General features: G+C 67.6%; 17 protein-coding genes. 9 read left to right on the forward strand and 8 right to left on the reverse strand.

What is annotated here, in order from left to right; all coding sequences use genetic code 11:
* Window positions 1-2: 2 nt before the first annotated feature.
* The 6 genes from DSM104443_RS10835 (at window position 3) to DSM104443_RS10860 (ending at window position 4,124) form a co-directional block, all read left to right on the forward strand.
* Window positions 3-683: a Fe2+-dependent dioxygenase gene (locus tag DSM104443_RS10835; RefSeq protein ID WP_171092101.1), complete on the forward strand. Its 681-nt coding sequence runs from the start codon at window positions 3-5 to the stop codon at window positions 681-683.
* A 20-nt stretch (window positions 684-703) separates the two neighbouring features.
* Window positions 704-1,228, forward strand: a complete 525-nt coding sequence (locus tag DSM104443_RS10840; RefSeq protein WP_171092103.1) for a DUF3016 domain-containing protein — start codon at window positions 704-706, stop codon at window positions 1,226-1,228.
* Between the two features lie 72 nt (window positions 1,229-1,300).
* The gene (bfr, locus tag DSM104443_RS10845) at window positions 1,301-1,783 is read left to right on the forward strand and encodes a bacterioferritin (RefSeq protein WP_171092104.1); all 483 of its coding nucleotides are present in this window, start codon (window positions 1,301-1,303) and stop codon (window positions 1,781-1,783) included.
* Entirely contained in the window at window positions 1,783-2,118 is a 336-nt protein-coding gene (locus DSM104443_RS10850; protein WP_171092107.1) for a hypothetical protein, read from the forward strand. The genes bfr and DSM104443_RS10850 overlap by 1 nt, the downstream gene beginning before the upstream one ends.
* Window position 2,119: 1 nt before the next feature.
* Window positions 2,120-3,304 carry an acyl-CoA dehydrogenase gene (locus tag DSM104443_RS10855; protein ID WP_171092108.1) on the forward strand — a complete coding sequence of 395 codons (1,185 nt, stop codon included), beginning with the start codon at window positions 2,120-2,122 and terminating at the stop codon, window positions 3,302-3,304.
* A 58-nt stretch (window positions 3,305-3,362) separates the two neighbouring features.
* The gene (locus DSM104443_RS10860; protein ID WP_171092110.1) at window positions 3,363-4,124 is read left to right on the forward strand and encodes a hypothetical protein; all 762 of its coding nucleotides are present in this window, start codon (window positions 3,363-3,365) and stop codon (window positions 4,122-4,124) included.
* Window positions 4,125-4,160: 36 nt separating this feature from the next.
* Here the strand turns inward: DSM104443_RS10860 and DSM104443_RS10865 are convergent, their stop codons facing one another.
* From DSM104443_RS10865 to DSM104443_RS10895, 7 genes are read right to left on the reverse strand one after another with little or no spacing between them, the layout of a single operon-like run.
* Window positions 4,161-4,961, reverse strand: coding sequence for an SGNH/GDSL hydrolase family protein (locus DSM104443_RS10865; RefSeq protein ID WP_171092112.1), 801 nt, complete (start codon window positions 4,959-4,961; stop codon window positions 4,161-4,163).
* 40 nt (window positions 4,962-5,001) lie between these two features.
* Window positions 5,002-5,427, reverse strand: coding sequence for a DUF1178 family protein (locus DSM104443_RS10870; protein ID WP_171092114.1), 426 nt, complete (start codon window positions 5,425-5,427; stop codon window positions 5,002-5,004).
* Window positions 5,428-5,458: 31 nt separating this feature from the next.
* Entirely contained in the window at window positions 5,459-6,754 is a 1,296-nt protein-coding gene (locus tag DSM104443_RS10875) for a malonyl-CoA decarboxylase (RefSeq protein WP_171092116.1), read from the reverse strand.
* A 3-nt stretch (window positions 6,755-6,757) separates the two neighbouring features.
* Window positions 6,758-8,266 (reverse strand): malonate--CoA ligase, encoded by a 1,509-nt coding sequence (locus DSM104443_RS10880; protein ID WP_171092119.1) that lies wholly within the window; start codon window positions 8,264-8,266, stop codon window positions 6,758-6,760.
* Window positions 8,267-9,517 carry a carboxyl transferase domain-containing protein gene (locus DSM104443_RS10885; protein WP_171092121.1) on the reverse strand — a complete coding sequence of 417 codons (1,251 nt, stop codon included), beginning with the start codon at window positions 9,515-9,517 and terminating at the stop codon, window positions 8,267-8,269. It abuts the gene before it with no gap.
* Window positions 9,514-12,411 carry an FAD-binding and (Fe-S)-binding domain-containing protein gene (locus DSM104443_RS10890; RefSeq protein ID WP_212756611.1) on the reverse strand — a complete coding sequence of 966 codons (2,898 nt, stop codon included), beginning with the start codon at window positions 12,409-12,411 and terminating at the stop codon, window positions 9,514-9,516. Before DSM104443_RS10890 ends, DSM104443_RS10885 begins: the two co-directional genes overlap by 4 nt.
* Window positions 12,408-13,103 (reverse strand): GntR family transcriptional regulator, encoded by a 696-nt coding sequence (locus DSM104443_RS10895; protein WP_171092123.1) that lies wholly within the window; start codon window positions 13,101-13,103, stop codon window positions 12,408-12,410. Before DSM104443_RS10895 ends, DSM104443_RS10890 begins: the two co-directional genes overlap by 4 nt.
* A gap of 130 nt (window positions 13,104-13,233) precedes the next feature.
* Between DSM104443_RS10895 and DSM104443_RS10900 the strand changes: the two genes are divergently transcribed.
* Genes DSM104443_RS10900 through DSM104443_RS10910 form a run of 3 tightly spaced genes read left to right on the forward strand, consistent with a single transcriptional unit; the run spans window position 13,234 to window position 15,802 of the window.
* The gene (locus DSM104443_RS10900) at window positions 13,234-14,433 is read left to right on the forward strand and encodes a pyridoxal-phosphate-dependent aminotransferase family protein (RefSeq protein WP_171092125.1); all 1,200 of its coding nucleotides are present in this window, start codon (window positions 13,234-13,236) and stop codon (window positions 14,431-14,433) included.
* A 39-nt stretch (window positions 14,434-14,472) separates the two neighbouring features.
* Window positions 14,473-15,450 carry a Bug family tripartite tricarboxylate transporter substrate binding protein gene (locus DSM104443_RS10905; protein WP_171092127.1) on the forward strand — a complete coding sequence of 326 codons (978 nt, stop codon included), beginning with the start codon at window positions 14,473-14,475 and terminating at the stop codon, window positions 15,448-15,450.
* 1 nt (window position 15,451) lies between these two features.
* A complete protein-coding gene (locus tag DSM104443_RS10910; RefSeq protein WP_171092129.1) occupies window positions 15,452-15,802 on the forward strand; it encodes a polyhydroxyalkanoic acid system family protein in 351 nt (116 codons plus the stop codon).
* On the opposite strand, the gene DSM104443_RS10915 is transcribed toward DSM104443_RS10910, so the two are convergent.
* On the reverse strand, window positions 15,759-16,463 hold the full coding sequence (locus DSM104443_RS10915) for a DUF8198 family protein (protein WP_171092131.1): 705 nt from the start codon (window positions 16,461-16,463) through the stop codon (window positions 15,759-15,761). The genes DSM104443_RS10910 and DSM104443_RS10915 overlap by 44 nt on opposite strands.
* Window positions 16,464-16,509: the final 46 nt, after the last annotated feature.

Raw genomic sequence — 16,509 nt, forward strand, 5'->3', positions numbered from 1 at the left:
CCATGCTTCTCCAGATTCCCGGCCTGCTTACGCCGGAACAAGTCGCCCACTTCCGCTCGCGCCTCGACAGCTCGGGTTGGGTGGACGGCAACGTCACCTCCGGCCACCAGTCGGCCAAGGCGAAGTACAACGAGCAGATCCCGGAAGAAAGCCCGCTGGCGCGCGAGCTGGGCGAGACGATCCTCATCGCGCTGTCGAAGAACCCGCTCTTCATGTCGGCCGCGTTGCCGAAGCAGGTGTTCCCGCCGCTGTTCAACCGATACCGGGAAGGAATGACCTTCGGCAGCCACGTCGATGCCGCGATGCGGGGGCACAAGCCGACGGCAGTTCGCATCCGTACCGACATCTCGGCCACGCTCTTCCTGTCGCCACCCTCGGAGTACGATGGTGGGGAGTTGCTCGTGGAGGACACGTACGGCGTGCAGCGCGTGAAGCTCGAAGCGGGCTCGCTGGTGCTCTACCCGGCCACCAGCCTGCATCGCGTGGAGCCCATCACCCGGGGTGCCCGCGTGGCGTCCTTCTTCTGGATCCAGAGCATGGTGCGGGAAGACGCGCAGCGCGCCCTGCTCTTCGACCTGGACATGGCGATCGTCCGCCTCTCCTCCGAACGGCCGGACGATCCGACGCTGGTGTCGCTCACGGGCGTGTATCACAACCTGTTGCGCATGTGGGGGACTCCCTAGCCCCCGGAAGGAGCAAGACCATGAGTTCTTTCCGTTCCATCCTGCTGATCTCGGCAGCGCTGTTCGCAACCGCCGCGCAAGCCGCCGATCCGCCGCGCGTCGAGGTCACGTTCGGCGACCTCGCCAAGTTCACCGACTTCCGCGTCTCCACGATGGCCAACGTGAAGGAGCGCGAGGGCCTGGCCCACGAGCTGCGCCGCCACCTCGAGCGCGAGGTCCCCGACCGCATTCCGGCCGGCACCCGCCTGCAGCTCTCGATCACCGACATCGACATGGCGGGCGACTTCCGCCTTGGCGGCGTGGGCCCGAACGAGGTCCGCGTGGTGAGGGACATGTATCCGCCGCGCATCTCGCTCGACTTCAAGCTGCTGCGCGCCGACGGCGGTACCGAAAAGGAAGGCCACCGCGATCTCCGCGACTCGTCCTTCATGTGGGGATCGAGCCCGACCAGCGCGGAATCGCTGCGCTTCGAGAAGGATCTCCTCGACAACTGGCTGCAAAAGGAATTCGCGCCGCCGAAGCGCGCCGCAAACGCGAATCGATGACATTCCGCGCGTTTGTGGTCACGCACCGCGCCGCCTAAAATGTCGCCTGCGAAACCAGCCGGGAGCACGACCATGAAGGGCGACAAGAAAGTCATCCAGCTGCTGAACGGGCAGCTCACGCGTGAGCTCACCGCGGTGAACCAGTATTTCCTCCATGCCCGCATGTACAAGAACTGGGGCCTGAAGAAGATCGGCGACCACGAGTACCACGAGTCGATCGAGGAGATGAAGCACGCGGACAAGCTGATCGAGCGCATCCTCATGCTCGACGGGCTCCCCAACCTGCAGAACCTCGGCAAGCTCGGCATCGGCGAGAACACGCCGGAGATGCTCGCCTCCGACCTCGAGCTCGAGCGCGGTTCGCAGACGGCCCTCAAGGAAGACATCGCCTATTGCGAGACCGTGAAGGACTACGTGTCGCGCGAGATCCTCGAGGAAATCCTCGAGGACACGGAAGAGCACATCGACTATCTCGAGACCCAGCTCGGCTTGATCGAGCAGGTCGGCATCCAGAACTACCTCCAGTCGCAGATGGATGCGGGGGGCGCGTCCTGATGCGCCGTGCGATCGCGGCTGCCATCCTCGCCTGCGCCCTGCCTGCCGGGGCGCATACGAGCGATTGCTCCAGGCAGTCGGGCGTCGGCAAGGCGCGCTGCGAACGCCACGAGGTGATGTACAAGCAGTGCGGGGCGGTGAAGGGCGAGGAGCACTTCGCCTGCGACCGGAGCTACCTGCTGGAGAACCCGCTCAAATGCGAGGGATACGAAGGCACGGAGGCCGCGCGCTGTACGAAGGAAGTCACCGCGTTCAAGGCCTGCGAGGCCAACGCCGGCCGCGCGTTCATGAAGTGCGTGCGCAACGCGACGGGCGAGAGCCCCATGGGACATTGAGATGAAGCCGAACGACATGAAGCCCGTTTTCCAGTGGGACGATCCCCTCCTCCTCGACGGGCAGCTCACGGAAGAGGAGCGCATGGTGCGCGACAGCGCCCGTGCCTACTCCCAGGACAAGCTCCTGCCGCGTGTGACGAAGGCCTTCCGCGAAGAGAAGTTCGACCGCGAAGTCTTCAACGAGATGGGCGAGCTGGGCTTCCTTGGCCCCACGATCGAAGGCTACGGCTGCGCGGGCGTGAACCACGTCTCCTACGGCCTCATCACGCGCGAGATCGAGCGCGTGGACTCCGGCTACCGCTCCGGCATGAGCGTGCAGTCCTCGCTCGTCATGCACCCGATCCATGCGTACGGCACCGAGGAGCAGCGCCAGAAATGGCTGCCGAAGCTCGCCACGGGCGAGTTCCTCGGCTGCTTCGGCCTCACCGAACCCGACTTCGGCTCGGATGCCGGCGGCATGGTCACGCGCGCGAAGAAGGTGGACGGCGGCTACGTGATGAACGGCGCCAAGATGTGGATCAGCAACTCGCCCTACGCGGATGTCTTCGTGGTCTGGGCGAAGGACGACGAGAACGAGATCCGCGGCTTCGTGCTCGAGAAGGGCATGAAGGGCCTCACGGCGCCCAAGATCGAGGGCAAGTTCAGCCTGCGCGCCTCGCCCACGGGCGAAATCGTGATGGCGGATGTATTCGTGCCGCAAGAGAACCTGCTTCCGAACGTGAAGGGCCTGAAGGGTCCGTTCGGCTGCCTCAACAAGGCGCGCTACGGCATCGGCTGGGGCGCCATGGGCGCGGCCGAGTTCTGCTGGCACGCGGCGCGGCAATACACGCTCGACCGCAAGGCATTCGGCAAGCCCCTGGCCGCGAACCAGCTCATCCAGCTGAAGCTCGCCAACATGCTGACGGAGATCGCGCTCGGCCTTCAGGCAGCACTGCGCGTCGGCCGGCTCATGGACGAAGGGCGCGCCACGCCCGAGATGGTGTCGATCATCAAGCGCAACAACTGCGGCAAGGCCCTCGACATCGCGCGAGTGGCACGGGACATGCATGGGGGTAACGGCATCGCGGACGAATTCCACGTGATCCGCCACGTCCTCAACCTTGAAGCCGTCAACACTTACGAAGGTACCCACGACATCCACGCGCTCATCCTCGGGCGCGCCCAGACCGGCATCGCGGCGTTCTGAGCGCCTGCTGATCGCATTCCTGCTCGCCGCTCCGCTCGGCTTGCAGGCCCCGGCTCCTGTGTCCGTCACCGGGCCCGTTCCCCACGAAATCCTTTCCAAGCGGCCGCTCGTTCCCGCGGCATCTCCGTCGCCCCGCGACTTCCGCGGCTTCGTCGAGGTGCGCCGTGCCTGGCTCTCCGAGACCGCCGTCGCCTACGAGGTGTCGCAGGCGCTCGAGGAGTGCTACGCCGTATCGCTTGCGCTCGCTCCTGCCGATCCTTTTGTCGCGGTCGCCGCGCAGCGCTCGTGGGCCGCGATGGCCGCCGGCGAGTCGCTCGCCGCACCGTGCCGGGGCTTCGAGGCGCAGCGCATCGATCCCAACGAGGTGCTCGCGCTCCTGCGCCATGCGGCCGACGGCGGCGAGGCGCGGGCTCGTGCGCGAATGCTGTTGATGCGGGACGTCACCGCTCCGAAGGAAGAAGCGCTCGCCGAAATTCCTGCGCTGCTGGCACACCTGGATCCGGGCGTGGTGCGCGACGTGGGCGCCTTCCTGGTGCGTGGCGAGACGGAAGTCGTGTTGGGCGAGACTCGGGTGCCCGCGCGCGTGGCCGTCATCGCGTGGGAGCTCGCCGCGTGCGACCTCGGCTATGCGTGCGGAGCCGACTCGCGCCTCACGCTCGGCCAGTGCGCATTCGGCGGGACTTGCGGCGCGGGAAGCTACGAGGACGCGCTGTCACGCAGTGAGCCGCGCGAGGATTTCGATGCGGCGCGTGAGATCCGCTCCGGCATCGTTCGCGCGTTGCGGACCAGCGACTGGCGCTGGCTCGGGATCGCGGCCTAGCGCGTCACGCGAAATGGCTCGCGATCGCGCGCGCGCTCATTTCTCGTAGAACTTCTTCACCGTGTCCGCGGCCACCTGCTGCAGGAACGCCGCCATTTCCTTGTCGATCTTCCCGTAGTAGTCGTACTTGTTGCCCACGGGCGACTTGCCGTAGACGCTCGCATAGACCGTGCACGCCGCGAGGTAGGTGCCGATGAGCTCGGGATGCGAGCCGTCGAAATCCTTGTGGAGCTGGATGCCGGGGCGGCGCTTGTAGGCCTCCTCGAAGGCGAGGCCGACGGGGATCACGAGCGCGCCGATCTCATTGCCCACCGACGTGTAGAGGCTCGCTGTCTTGTCGAGGTTGTCCGGCTTCACTTCCTTGTGCGGCTTCACGTAGACCTGCGACATGTAGAGCGCGGTCTTGCCGCCGCGAGCCTTGATCACCTTGTCGAACTCGATCGCGGTCTCGCGGAACTTCGCACGGCGCACGTCCGAGAGCGGCTCTCCACTGCCGCCCTGCAGGATCACGAGCTGGAAGGGCTCCTTCACGCCGATGCGCCCCGGCTTGGTGAGGTAGTCGATGTCGTGGTGCGCGAGCTCCGCACCGCCGATCGTGGCGGACTTGTAGCTCAACTTCCCCTCGAGCGCGGGATCGGCCGCCGTCACCAGGCGTTGCACGTGGTTGTGCAGGCTGTCGCCGTAGTAGAAGTAGCTGTTGCCGACGAAGAGCACGCGCGCCGGGTTGTCGACTTGAGGTGCCTTGACGGCCGGGGCCGGCGTGGCGGCGAACGCGGCGGGAATGAGGGACAGCGCAAGCAGCAGGCGCGCGGCGAACGCGAGCGGTTGAAACGGCATGGTCCAGCCTCCGGGAGTTTGTCGAACGAGAGCCAGCGCCTCAGTGCGGAATCTCATCCAGCCCCACTTCCGCTGAAATGGACACCGCGTTCACGCCCTCTTCCTGAAGCTCCGTGGCTTCCTCCGGCGTGACGCGGCCGCGAATGCCGCGATGCGCCTCTTCGCCGTAGTGGATGCGCCGCGCGATCTCGGCGAACTTGCGGCCGACATCCTCGGTATTGGCCAGCAGGAAGGCGCGCATCTCGCCGATGGCCTTGTCGCGATCGGTGGGTTGCTGCGCTGCGGGCGCAGGCGCCGCGCCCTGGGTGTGCACGTACGGCGCGGAAGGCCGCTTTTCGACGCGCTTCGTGCCGCACGACGGGCACTCGAGGTGCCCGGCGGTGCTCAGCTTGTCGAATGCTTCGGGGGAGGCGTACCAGCCTTCGAAAGCATGGCCGGCGTTGCAGGCGAGCGCGTAGACGATCATGCAGTCAATGTGACGCCGATCGCCCCGCAAATCAAGTGAGGAGCTTTCCGGCCTCGGAGGCCGCGCGGTCCACCGTGGAAGAGGACACCACGCGGTGGCGCTTCACGTAGTCCTCGTGGTTGCGCTCGACGTCGCCCAGGTCGTAGACGTAGTTCACCATCAGCCCGAAGGATTGCGCGAGGCCCTTGGGCGTCACGTCGGCGAGCCAGTTCACGCGCTCCAGCCGGGCACCGTTGCCGAGGTGGAAGCGCGCCACGGGATCGAGCGCCTGCGTGCCTTCCCATTCGCGCGCCAGGTAGTGCGACGCAAGCGATTCGAGCGGCGCGCGCAGCTCCTCGGGCGGAAGCGTGCCGGAGTCCACCACGCTGCGCAGGGCCGCATCCTTGACGCCGCGACGTTGCAGCCATTTGCGGAAGCCCGGGATCGGCGAGAGTGTGGCGAAGATCTTGAGGTTCGGAAGCTCCGCGTGCAGGTCCGCGGCCACCTGCTTGATGAGGAAGTTGCCGAACGAGATGCCGCGCAGCCCCGACTGGCAGCTCGTGATCGAGTAGAACACCGCGCATTTCGCTCGGCGCGGATCGCCCACCGTGCTCTCGGGCGCGAGGATCGGGCCCACTGCGGCGGGCAACTCATCGACGAACGCCACCTCCACGAAGATGAGCGGTTCGTCGGCCAGCGCGGGATGGAAGAAGCCGAAGCAGCGCCGGTCGTTCTCCAGCCGGCGCTTCAAGTCCGGGAAGCCGTGGATCTGGTGCACCGCCTCGTAGGCGATGAGCTTCTCGAGCGTGACGGCGGGCGTGCGCCAGTCGATGCGGCGAAGCTCGAGGAAGCCGCGGTTGAACCAGGAGCCGAGCAGGTGCGTCAAGTCCTGGTCCACGACGGCGAGGTGCGGGTTCGCCTTCAGCTCGTCGAGCAGCGCGTTGCGCAGGCCCACGAGCGCGGCCGTGCCGCCCGGCGCCATGTTCATGCGGCGGAAGACTTCCTGGCGCGGCGGCTCGACGAAGCGCTGCAGCGCCGCGTGGTTCGCGGGCGACGGGTCGCGGTGCCACGCCTGCGCCGCCTCCAGCACCGTCTGCCGGTCCGGCGAGAAGTCACGCGCGAGGATCTCGAAGAAGCGTCGGCGGCCTTCGGCTCCGAGGTGCGCGTACATGGTGAGCGAACGGCGGGCGAGCGCGGCGCCCGTGGCCTCGCCCTTCTCGGAGATGAGCGTTCGCAGCACGCGGGCCAGGCGATCGGCGCGACGCGCGTCCTTCGAGCGCGTCATGTCCAGCGTGGCCCCGGTGACGGAAGCCACGAGGCGGCGGATCAGGGAACCGGCTTCGGCCATCTCTCACTCTCCCGAATAGCGATCGCGCAGCACGTTCTTCTGCACCTTGCCCATGGTGTTGCGCGGCAGCTCGTCCACCACGTGGACCCGCTTCGGAACCTTGAAGTTCGCGAGGCGCTGCTTGAGCGCACCGATCAGCTCCGACTCGACGGGCTTCGCTCCCGGCTTCGCGACGACAACGGCCGTGACCGCCTCGCCGAAGTCCGGATGCGGCACGCCCACGACCGCGGATTCCTGCACGCCCGGCAATTCATCGAGCGCGAGCTCCACCTCCTTCGGATACACGTTGTAGCCGCCGGTGATGATGAGGTCCTTCGAGCGCCCGACGATCGAGAGGTAGCCGTCCTTCGAGAACGTGCCGACGTCGCCGGTCTTGAAGTAGCCGTCCGCCGTGAACTCCTCCTTGTTCTTCTCCGGCAGGCGCCAGTAGCCCGAGAGCACGTTGGGGCCGCGCACCTGGATGTGTCCGATGTCGCCGGGCTTGCACCCGTGGCCCGTGTCGTCGACGACTCGCACCTCGGTGCCCGGAAGCGGAAAACCCACGGTGCCGGCGCGGCGCTCGCCCTCGAGCGGGTTCGAGGTGAGCATCCCGGTCTCGGTCATGCCGTAGCGCTCGAGGATGCGCTGGCCGGTGCGGCGCTCGAACTCGGCGTGCGTCTCGGCGAGCAGTGGCGCAGAACCCGAAATGAAGAGGCGCATGTTCGAGCAGGCGTCGCGATCCAGGCCGCCCTCGGCAAGCAGCCGGGTATAGAAGGTCGGCACGCCCATGAAGACGGTGGACTCCTTGAAGTCCGCGAGTGCGCGCGCCGCGTCGAACTTCGAGTGGAAGCGCATCGCCGTGCCGTTCATCAGCACGCAATGGCAGGCGACGAAGAGCCCGTGCACGTGGAAGAGCGGCAGCATGTGCACCAGCACATCCGTCGGCCCGAACCCCCAGTAGCGGTGCAGCACGTCCGCGTTGGAGGCGAGGTTGCGGTGCGAGATCATCGCGCCCTTCGAGCGGCCCGTCGTCCCCGAGGTGTAGAGGATCGCGGCCAGGTCGTCGGGCTTGCGTTCCACGGTCTTGAACGTTTCGGGGGCCGAGCGGGCCGCGGCCGTGAAGCTGCCGCCGCCGTCCTCGTCCAGCACGAAGAGGTTGCGGATGTCGTGCTGCGCGCACAGCGCCTGCGTGGAGCCGAGCGAGCGCGGCTGCGAGATCACGGCCCGGGGCTGTGCGTTGCCGAGGAAATAGCCGACCTCGCCTTCCTGGTACGCGGTGTTGAGCGGCAGGTAGACGAACCCGGCGCGCAGGCACGCGAGATACAGAAGCAGCGCCTCGGCGGACTTCTCGGTCTGCACCGCCACGCGGTCTCCCGGAACGAGGCCGAGCCCCGTGAGGAACGCGGCATAGCGGGCGCTCGTGGCTTCGGCTTCGGCGTAGCTCACGCGGCGCCCCTCCTCGAGAATCAGCAGCGGCGCTCCTCGATCCTTCGGAAAGCGCGACTCGAACAGCGAATAGAGGTTGGCGTCCATTCAGAGCGTTTCAATGATGCCCAGCTTCACCTGCGCGTCGGCCACGCCTGTCTGCACCGCCTCGGCGGCGAGGGCCAGGTTGTCGGGCTCCTGCGTCGCGTCGCCGAGGATCGCCGCGATCGCGGCGCCCGGCAGCACCTGGACGTGCGCACCGTAGACGACACCTACGTGTGTCGCCGGCGCGGCGAGCGCCACGTACACGCCGCCGCCCGCGCGATCGACGATCGTCATCTCGATGTGTGCTCCGGAGAGACGCAACGCGGTCAGCGCGAGGCTCATGCCGACGATGAACTCCGAGAGCACCAGCCGTTCGTCGTCGAGGCGCGCCGCGTGCGATTCGCAGTCGAGCAGCACATGGACGTACGGCACGCGCTTTTCCGCGAGCTTCCACGCGTGCTGTGCGAAGCGCCACGCGCGCTCGGCGCCGACGGGCCTGCGGCTCATCAGGCCCAGCAGCGCTTCGGTCCGTCCCTCGCGTCGCCCGATGCCGGTCACCAGCCCTTCGCTCTCCTGCGCCTCGTAGCCCTGCGGGAACATGCGCTCCAGCTCCTTCCGCTGCACGCCCTCGCCCTGCGGCTCGGTGATCTTCGGAACGCGCGCGGCCAGGGCTTCGTGGCGCATGTGGAAGCTCTCGAGGGTCTTGCCCGCGGGCGCCAGCGCTTCGCGCAGCCACGGCGTGATGTCCTCTCCGGCTTCCAGCACTCGATTGGCCGCGCTCGCCTTCGCGCGCCCCGCCGCGGAGAGCGAGGCATCGGCCATCGCCTTGAACGTCTCGTCGAGCGCGCTCGTGCCGGCCGCGGCCGCGATCACCGAGGCGCCGGACATCGAGAGGCGCGTCGCATGGGCGAAGAGCCGCTGCCGCGCGAGGTGGGCGACCATGCTGGCGCCGCCGTAGCAGTTGTTGCCGAGCACGGCGGCCATCGGCACGCCGGCCACAGCGGCATCGAGCGCCGCGCGGAAGAGACGGCGGAAGGCGCCCAGTGCGGCCAATCCCTCGGACACCTTGGCGCCCGCGGAATCGAGATAGATCACGACGGGCGACTTCTCGACGACCGCGATGCGCAACACGGCCTCGAGGCGCTTGGCTTCGACCGTGCCGATGGATCCGCTCGCCAAGTGGTTGTCGACCAGCGCGACGTGGACCGTGCGGCCGTCGAGCGTGCCCCGCCCGATCGTGACGTTGCCCGCGCGGTTGCCGACCGCCTCGAAGCCGAGCGCCGACTGCAATGCCGAGAGCGTCGCCGTGGTCACAGGGCCTCCGCGAGGGCCACGAACGGATGCACGGCACTGCGATCGGCACCCGCCGCGATCTGGTGGCGGCAGCTCGTGCCCGCCGCGACGATGCGAGCCTGGGGAGCGGCGTGGATCGCCGGGAGCAGAGAGAGTCCTGCCATCTTCATCGACACCTCGTAGTGACCTTTCTCGTAGCCGAAGGCGCCGGCCATCCCGCAGCAGCCAGACTCGATCGCCTGCACGTTCGCGCCCGGGAGCCCGCGCAGCAGCTCGAGCGTGGCGTCGAACGTGCCGAACGCTTTCTGGTGGCAGTGGCCGTGCACGCGGATCTCGCGCTCGCCAAGATTCTTCCACGGCACGGAGGTACGTCCCTCGCGGATTTCCGCGGCGAGGTACTCGTCGGCGAGCCTGGCGGCCCGGGCGAGCTTCTCGACGACCGCATCCCCGGGGAACATCGCGGGATATTCGTCGCGGAACGTGAAGAGGCACGAAGGCTCGAGGCCCAGGACCGGAACGCCGCGCTCGACGAAGGGCGCCAGCGCATCGATCGTGCGGCGAGCCTCGGCGCGAGCCTCGGCCGTCATCCCGGTTGCAAGATACGTCCGCCCGCAACACAGCGGCCGCGAATCGGGGGCGGACGCGGTGACGACGCGATGGCCCGTGGCCTTCAGCACGCGAACGGCCGCGGCGAGGTTGCCGGGCTCCTGCCAGTTGTTGAACGTGTCGGCGAAGAGCACCACTTCGCGCCCCTCGCCGCCCTGCTCGTGGCGATCCAGCCACGAGACGCCCGACCAGGCGGGAACGGTGCGACGCCGGTCGATGCCGGCGATCTTCTCCAACAGCCACGGAATGCCCGGGATGCGCGCGCCGACGTTGATCACCGGCGCCAGCCGCGCGGCCCAGCGCGCATAGCGCGGCATGTGGCCCACGAGGCGGTCGCGCAGCGTGAAGCCGTCGCGCGCCTTGGTATGCGCGAGGAACTCGATCTTCATGCGCGCCATGTCCACGCCCGTCGGGCATTCGCGCTTGCAGCCCTTGCACGAGACGCACAGCTCCATCGCTTCGCGCACGGCGGCATCGCCGAGGCCGTCGCGGCCGAGCTGGCCGGAGACCGCGAGGCGCAGCGTGTTCGCGCGGCCGCGGGTCACGTCGCGCTCGTTTCGCGTGGCGCGGTAGCTCGGGCACATCGTCCCGGCGTCGAACTTGCGGCAGTGGCCGTTGTTGTTGCACATCTCCACGGCGCCGGCCATGCCGCCCCACGCACTCCAGTCGAGCACCGTCGCGGGAATGTCCGTGCGGTAGCCGGGCTTGTAGCGGAAGAGCGAGCGGTCATCCTGCTTGGGCGGATTCACGATCTTGCCGGGGTTCATGAGTCCCTTCGGATCGAACCAACCCTTGATCTCGGCGAGGCACGCGGTGAGGCGGGGCCCGAAGAACGGCGCGATCCACTCCGAGCGCACGAGGCCGTCGCCGTGCTCGCCGGAGTACGCGCCCTTGTAGCGGCGCACGAGCTCGGCGGCTTCCTCGGCGATGGCGCGCATGCGTACGGCGCCGTCGCCCTTCATGTTGAGCACCGGCCGCACATGCAGGCAGCCCACCGAGGCGTGCGCGTAGAACGTGCCCTCGGTGCCGTGCTTGCGGAAGATGTCGTTCAGGTTCGACGTGTATTCGGCGAGGTGCTCGAGGGGCACCGCGCAGTCCTCGATGAAGGACACGGGCTTCCCGTCCCCCTTCATCGACATCATGATGTTGAGGCCCGCCTTGCGGACTTCCCACACGGCCTTCTGCGCGTTGGCATCCAGCACGTCCACGACGGAATCGGGGAAGCCGAGGTCGCCCATGAGCTGCGCCAGGCGCTTCACGCCCTCGGCCTGCGGGGCCATCGTGTCGCCGGCGAACTCCACGAGCAGGATCGCGTCGGGCTCGCCCTTGAGGAACCCCTTCACCGTCTTCTCGAAGGCCGGGATCTTGCGCGAGAGGTCGAGCATCGTGCGGTCGACCAGCTCCACGGCGCAGGGCCCGAGCTTCACGATGTGCTGGGCCGCTTCCATGGCGTCGTGGAAGCGCGGGAAGTGCGCGACGCCGAGCGCCTTGTGCTTCGGCAGCGGCGCCAATTCGAGATGGATGCGCTCCGACCACGCGAGCGTGCCTTCGCTGCCGACCAGCAGCTTCGCAAGGTTGAAATCCGCGGGTGCGAGGCGATCGAGGTTGTAGCCCGCGACGCGGCGGCCGACCTTGGGGAAACGCTCGGCGATCTCGTCTCGCTCGCGTTCCCACAACGACCGCGCCTTCACGGCGAGCTCCCGGATGGCCGCATTATCGATTGTCGACTCGGCGCCGAAGCGCCCGCGGACGCCGGTCGCGAGCCAGGCGTCGATCGCCGTCACGCGATCGACCGTGTTGCCGTACATCAGGGAGCGCGAGCCGCAGGAGTTGTTGCCCGTCATGCCGCCGATCGTCGCCTGCGCCGCGGTGGACACATCGACCGGATACCACAGGCCCATCGGGCGAAGATGGTTGTTGAGCTGGTCCAGCACCACGCCCGGTTCCACGATCGCGCGCCGTCCCGCGACGTCGACCTCCAGGATGCCGTTGAGATACTTCGACGCGTCGATCACCAGCGCCTCGCCCACCGTCTGGCCGCACTGCGAGGTGCCCGCGCCGCGCGGGAGCACCGGAACGCCGGCCTCGATGGCGATCTGCAGGGCGACGAGCGCTGCGTCGCGCGTTCGCGGAATGGCGACCCCGATGGGCATCACCTGGTAGATGGAGGCGTCCGTGGAGTAGCGGCCGCGCGTGCCGGCATCGAAGTGCGCCTCGCCGTCCAGCTCTCGGGCCAGGCGCGCCTCGAGCGAGTGCCCGGACGTGGCTCCGCGCGGCATGAAGTGCAGCGGCTGAACGGCCGCGCTCAAGCGCTTTCCTTCAGCGCCGCCAGCGCGCGGGCAACGGCTCCGACCTTGTTGGCCAAATGATTCGCGATCTCTCGCTTCAGGCGCGGGACATCGCGGGCGAGCAGCGCATCGAGGATCTCCTCGTGCTCCGCGATCGCCTGGTCCCAGCGCTCGCGATTCACGTTCGCCTGGTAGCGCACGCGCCGCACGCGGTCGTTCAGCATGCGGTAGGTCTGCGAGAGGACCTCGTTGCCGGCGCAGTCGATGATCCTGAAGTGGATCGCCTGGTTGCGCGCGAAGTACGACTGGTGGTCCTCGCGGGCGCGGTCGGCGAGCATCTCGAAGTGCAGCGCGCGGATCTCGTTCAGGTCCGCCTCGGTGGCACGCGCGCACGCGATCTCGCCCGCATACCCTTCGAGCGCGCCCATCACCTGCAGCGCGTCACGCACGCGATCCTCGTCGATGGGCGCCACGATCGCCCCGCGGTGCGGAAGCAACTGCACCAGGCCTTCCGAAGCGAGGCGGCGCGTGGCTTCGCGCAGCGGCGTGCGCGAGATGCCCAGCATGCCGGTCAGCTCACGCTCGTTCAGGCGCGATCCGGCCTTCAGCTCGCCCTGGATGATGAGATCGCGGAGGCGCCGCGTCGTCTCTTCCTGGAGCGTGTCGTTGGCCTCCGCGGCGACCGGCGCGATGCCTCGCAGGACGGCACTCATTTTTGTATGCAAACCATATACTTGGGGGTGCGAAGAATGGTGCCTCGCAGCATTGACAGTCGTTTTGGCTGTAACTATTGTATACAAAACATCGCCCGACTCCGCAAGCCCGCCCTCCGAGGACCTCGCCATGACCCACCGCGCCGGACGCCATTTCCTCCAGATTCCCGGTCCCACCAACGTGCCCGACCGAGTGTTGCGCGCGATCGACCGCCCCACCATCGACCATCGCGGCCCGGACTTCCAGAAGATCGGCTTCGCGGTCCTGGAGGGCATGAAGCGCGTCTTCCAGACGAAGCACCCGGTCATCATCTATGCCGGCTCCGGCACCGGCGCCTGGGAAGCCGCGCTGGTGAATACGCTGAATCCCGGCGACAAGGTCCTGATGAGCGAGACGGGCCACTTCTCCACGCTGTGGTCGAAGCTCGCGAAGAAGCTCGGGCTCGAGGTCGAAGTGCTGCCCGGCGACTGGCGCCGCGGCGCGGACCACGACGCCATCGAGCGGCGCCTCAACGAAGACAAGAACCACGCCATCAAGGCCGTGTGCATCGTGCACAACGAGACCTCCACGGGCGTCACGACGCGCATCCCCCTCACCCGCAAGGCCATCGACAACGCCAGGCACCCGGCACTGCTGATGGTCGACACGATCAGCTCGCTCGCCTCGATCGACTACAAGCACGACGAATGGGGCGTGGACGTCACCGTCGGCGGCTCGCAGAAGGGCCTGATGCTGCCGCCGGGCCTGGGCTTCAACGCGATCTCGGAAAAAGCGCTCGCCGCGCACAAGCAATCGAAGATGCCGCGCTCGTACTGGGACTGGAGCGAGATCCTCGCCTCCAACGCGACCGGCTACTGGCCCTCCACGCCGGCCACCAACCTCCTCTACGGCCTCGAGGTCGCGATCGAGATGCTGGAAGAGGAAGGCTACGCAAATGTCTTCTCGCGCCACGATCGGCACGCCGAGGCCACGCGCAGGGCTGTGCGCGCCTGGGGTCTCGAGATCCTCTGCGCCGTGCCCGAGGAGTACAGCTCCGCCCTCACCGCGGTGATGATGCCGCCCGGCCACGATGCCGACCGCTTCCGCGCGCTGACCCTCGAGCACTTCGACATGTCGCTCGGCACGGGGCTTTCGAAGCTCGCGAGCAAGGTGTTCCGCATCGGGCACCTCGGCGATTTCAACGACCTCACGCTCGCCGGTACGTTGGCGGGCGTGGAGATGGGCCTCGCCGTCGCGGGCGTGCCGCACAAGAAAGGCGGCGTGGATGCCGCCCTGGAAAACCTCGTGGCCGAGGCCGGCAAGCGCGTGGGAGTCAAGCGCGCAGCCTGAGTTAGAGTGACACCCATAACGAAATAGGAGGAAGTACCGATGTCGAAGCGTTCGATCCTGCGCGGCATCGCCGCGGCAGCGCTCCTGGCTGTTTTCGGCTCCGCACACGCACAAACCGCCTGGCCCGAAAAACCCGTTCGCATCATCAACCCCTTCGCCCCCGGCGGCGGCGTCGATGCATTCGCCCGCCCGCTCGCGGCCAAGCTCGCCCAGCAGACGGGCATGAACTTCGTCGTCGAGAACCAGGGCGGAGCCGGCGGCACGCTCGGCGCCACCACGGCTTCGCGCGCGGCTCCGGACGGCTACACGTTCTTCGCGGGCGCGATCCACCACGCCATCGGCGAGACGCTCTACACCAACCTCCAGTACGGCATCGAGAAGGACTTCGTGCCGGTGACCGTGCTCGCGTTCGTCCCGAACGTCATCGTCATCCATCCCAAGCACAATTTCCGCACGCTCAAGGATTTGATCGACTACGCGAAGGCCAATCCGAACAAGCTCAACTTCGGCTCCGCGGGCAACGGCACGTCGCACCACCTGGTGGGCGAGCTCTTCAAGCTGCAGACCGGCACGGACATGACCCACGTGCCCTACAAGGGCGCGGGCCCGATGATGACCGACCTCCTCGGCGGCCAGGTCGACCTCGCCTTCGACGGCATGAGCACCTCCGCCGCGCCGATCAAGGCGGGCCGCCTTCGCCCGCTCGCCGTCACGACGGCGACGCGCTCGTTCATCGTCCCGGAAGTGCCGACGATGATGGAATCGGGCTTCAAGGATTTCGAGGTGACCACGTGGTACGCGGTCTGGGCGGTGAAGGGCACGCCCCAGCCCATCATCGACAAGATGTACGCGGAGATCGTGAAGGCGATCAACACCCCGGAGCTGAAGAACGTGTGGGAGCAACAGGGCGCCACGACCGGCGGCATGCCGCCCGCGGAGTTCGGCAAGTTCGTGCACAGCGAGATCGAGAAGTGGGCCAAGGTCGTGAAGGCCTCCAAGCTCAAGATCGACCTCTGACATGGCGGACATCGAGCTCACGCGAAAGCACGGCCTCGGCCTCGCGGCCGCGCGCACCGCGGCCGAGAAGATGTCCGACCACCTCTCGAAGAAGTTCGGCCTGCAGGGCCGCTGGGCCGGGGACACGCTGCATTTCGAGCGCCCCGGCGTCACCGGCAGCCTCGCGATCACCGAGAAGGACCTGGACCTCACCGTCACCCTGGTGGGTTTCCTGATGAAGGCGATGAAGGGCTCGATCGAGCGAGCCGTGAACGAGGAGCTGGACAAGCTCTTCGCCCAGCCCGCGGCGAAGGAAAAGGAAAGCGCGCCTAAAGCGAAAAAGGCGCCGGCGCCGAAGAAAAAAGGCGCTTAGCGATTTCGCGCTCGCGGCTGCCCACGGTCGCGAGGAATGCATCGGCCTCGCCCATCGCGGCGAACGACTCGAAGCCCCGCTCGAGGAACTCCTGCAGCTCGGAAAGACCCGCCAGTCGTGCCGGCGCGCGCATGAGCTTGAGCGTCTTCGTCACCAGGGGCTTCTTCACGAGCTGTGCGAGGCGATGGCCGGCCTCCTCCACGCGCGCGATCTGCCGCTCGCGCAGCTCCGGCGTCGAGCTTTCGCGGTAGGCCTTCGCATAGCTCGCCTCGTCGAGCTTCCGCGTTCCCAGCGCCATGGCCAGCGCTCTATCGAGCACTTCGGACAGCGCGTCGACTTCGATGGCGAGGGCCGCCGTCTGTACCGCGCTTGCCGGCAGCAGCCGCACCATCGACGGATAGATCTTGAGCATCGCCTCGTCGCGGCCGCTGAAGTCCTTCGGGCCGTAGAGGTCCTCGAGGAAGAACTGCGTCGCCTCGACGTAGCGCGGATTGGCCGCGAGGTCGGCGTAGGTTTGCTGGAGCCGCGCCTGCTGCCATTGCTTCACTTCGAGCAGGCGCTTCGGCGGGGCGGCCTGTGCGTCCTTGCCGCGGAGAGCCCGCAGCTGGACGAGATGGGCCTTCAGGGCTTCCGGGGACGGCGGCAGGGACGGTTCGATCACGTTTCGGGTTATTCTTACGGGCGATTCAAACGGGCGTTTGATTTCC

It is taken from the genome of Usitatibacter rugosus (genome assembly GCF_013003965.1).
In the GTDB taxonomy this organism is placed as follows: domain Bacteria; phylum Pseudomonadota; class Gammaproteobacteria; order Burkholderiales; family Usitatibacteraceae; genus Usitatibacter; species Usitatibacter rugosus.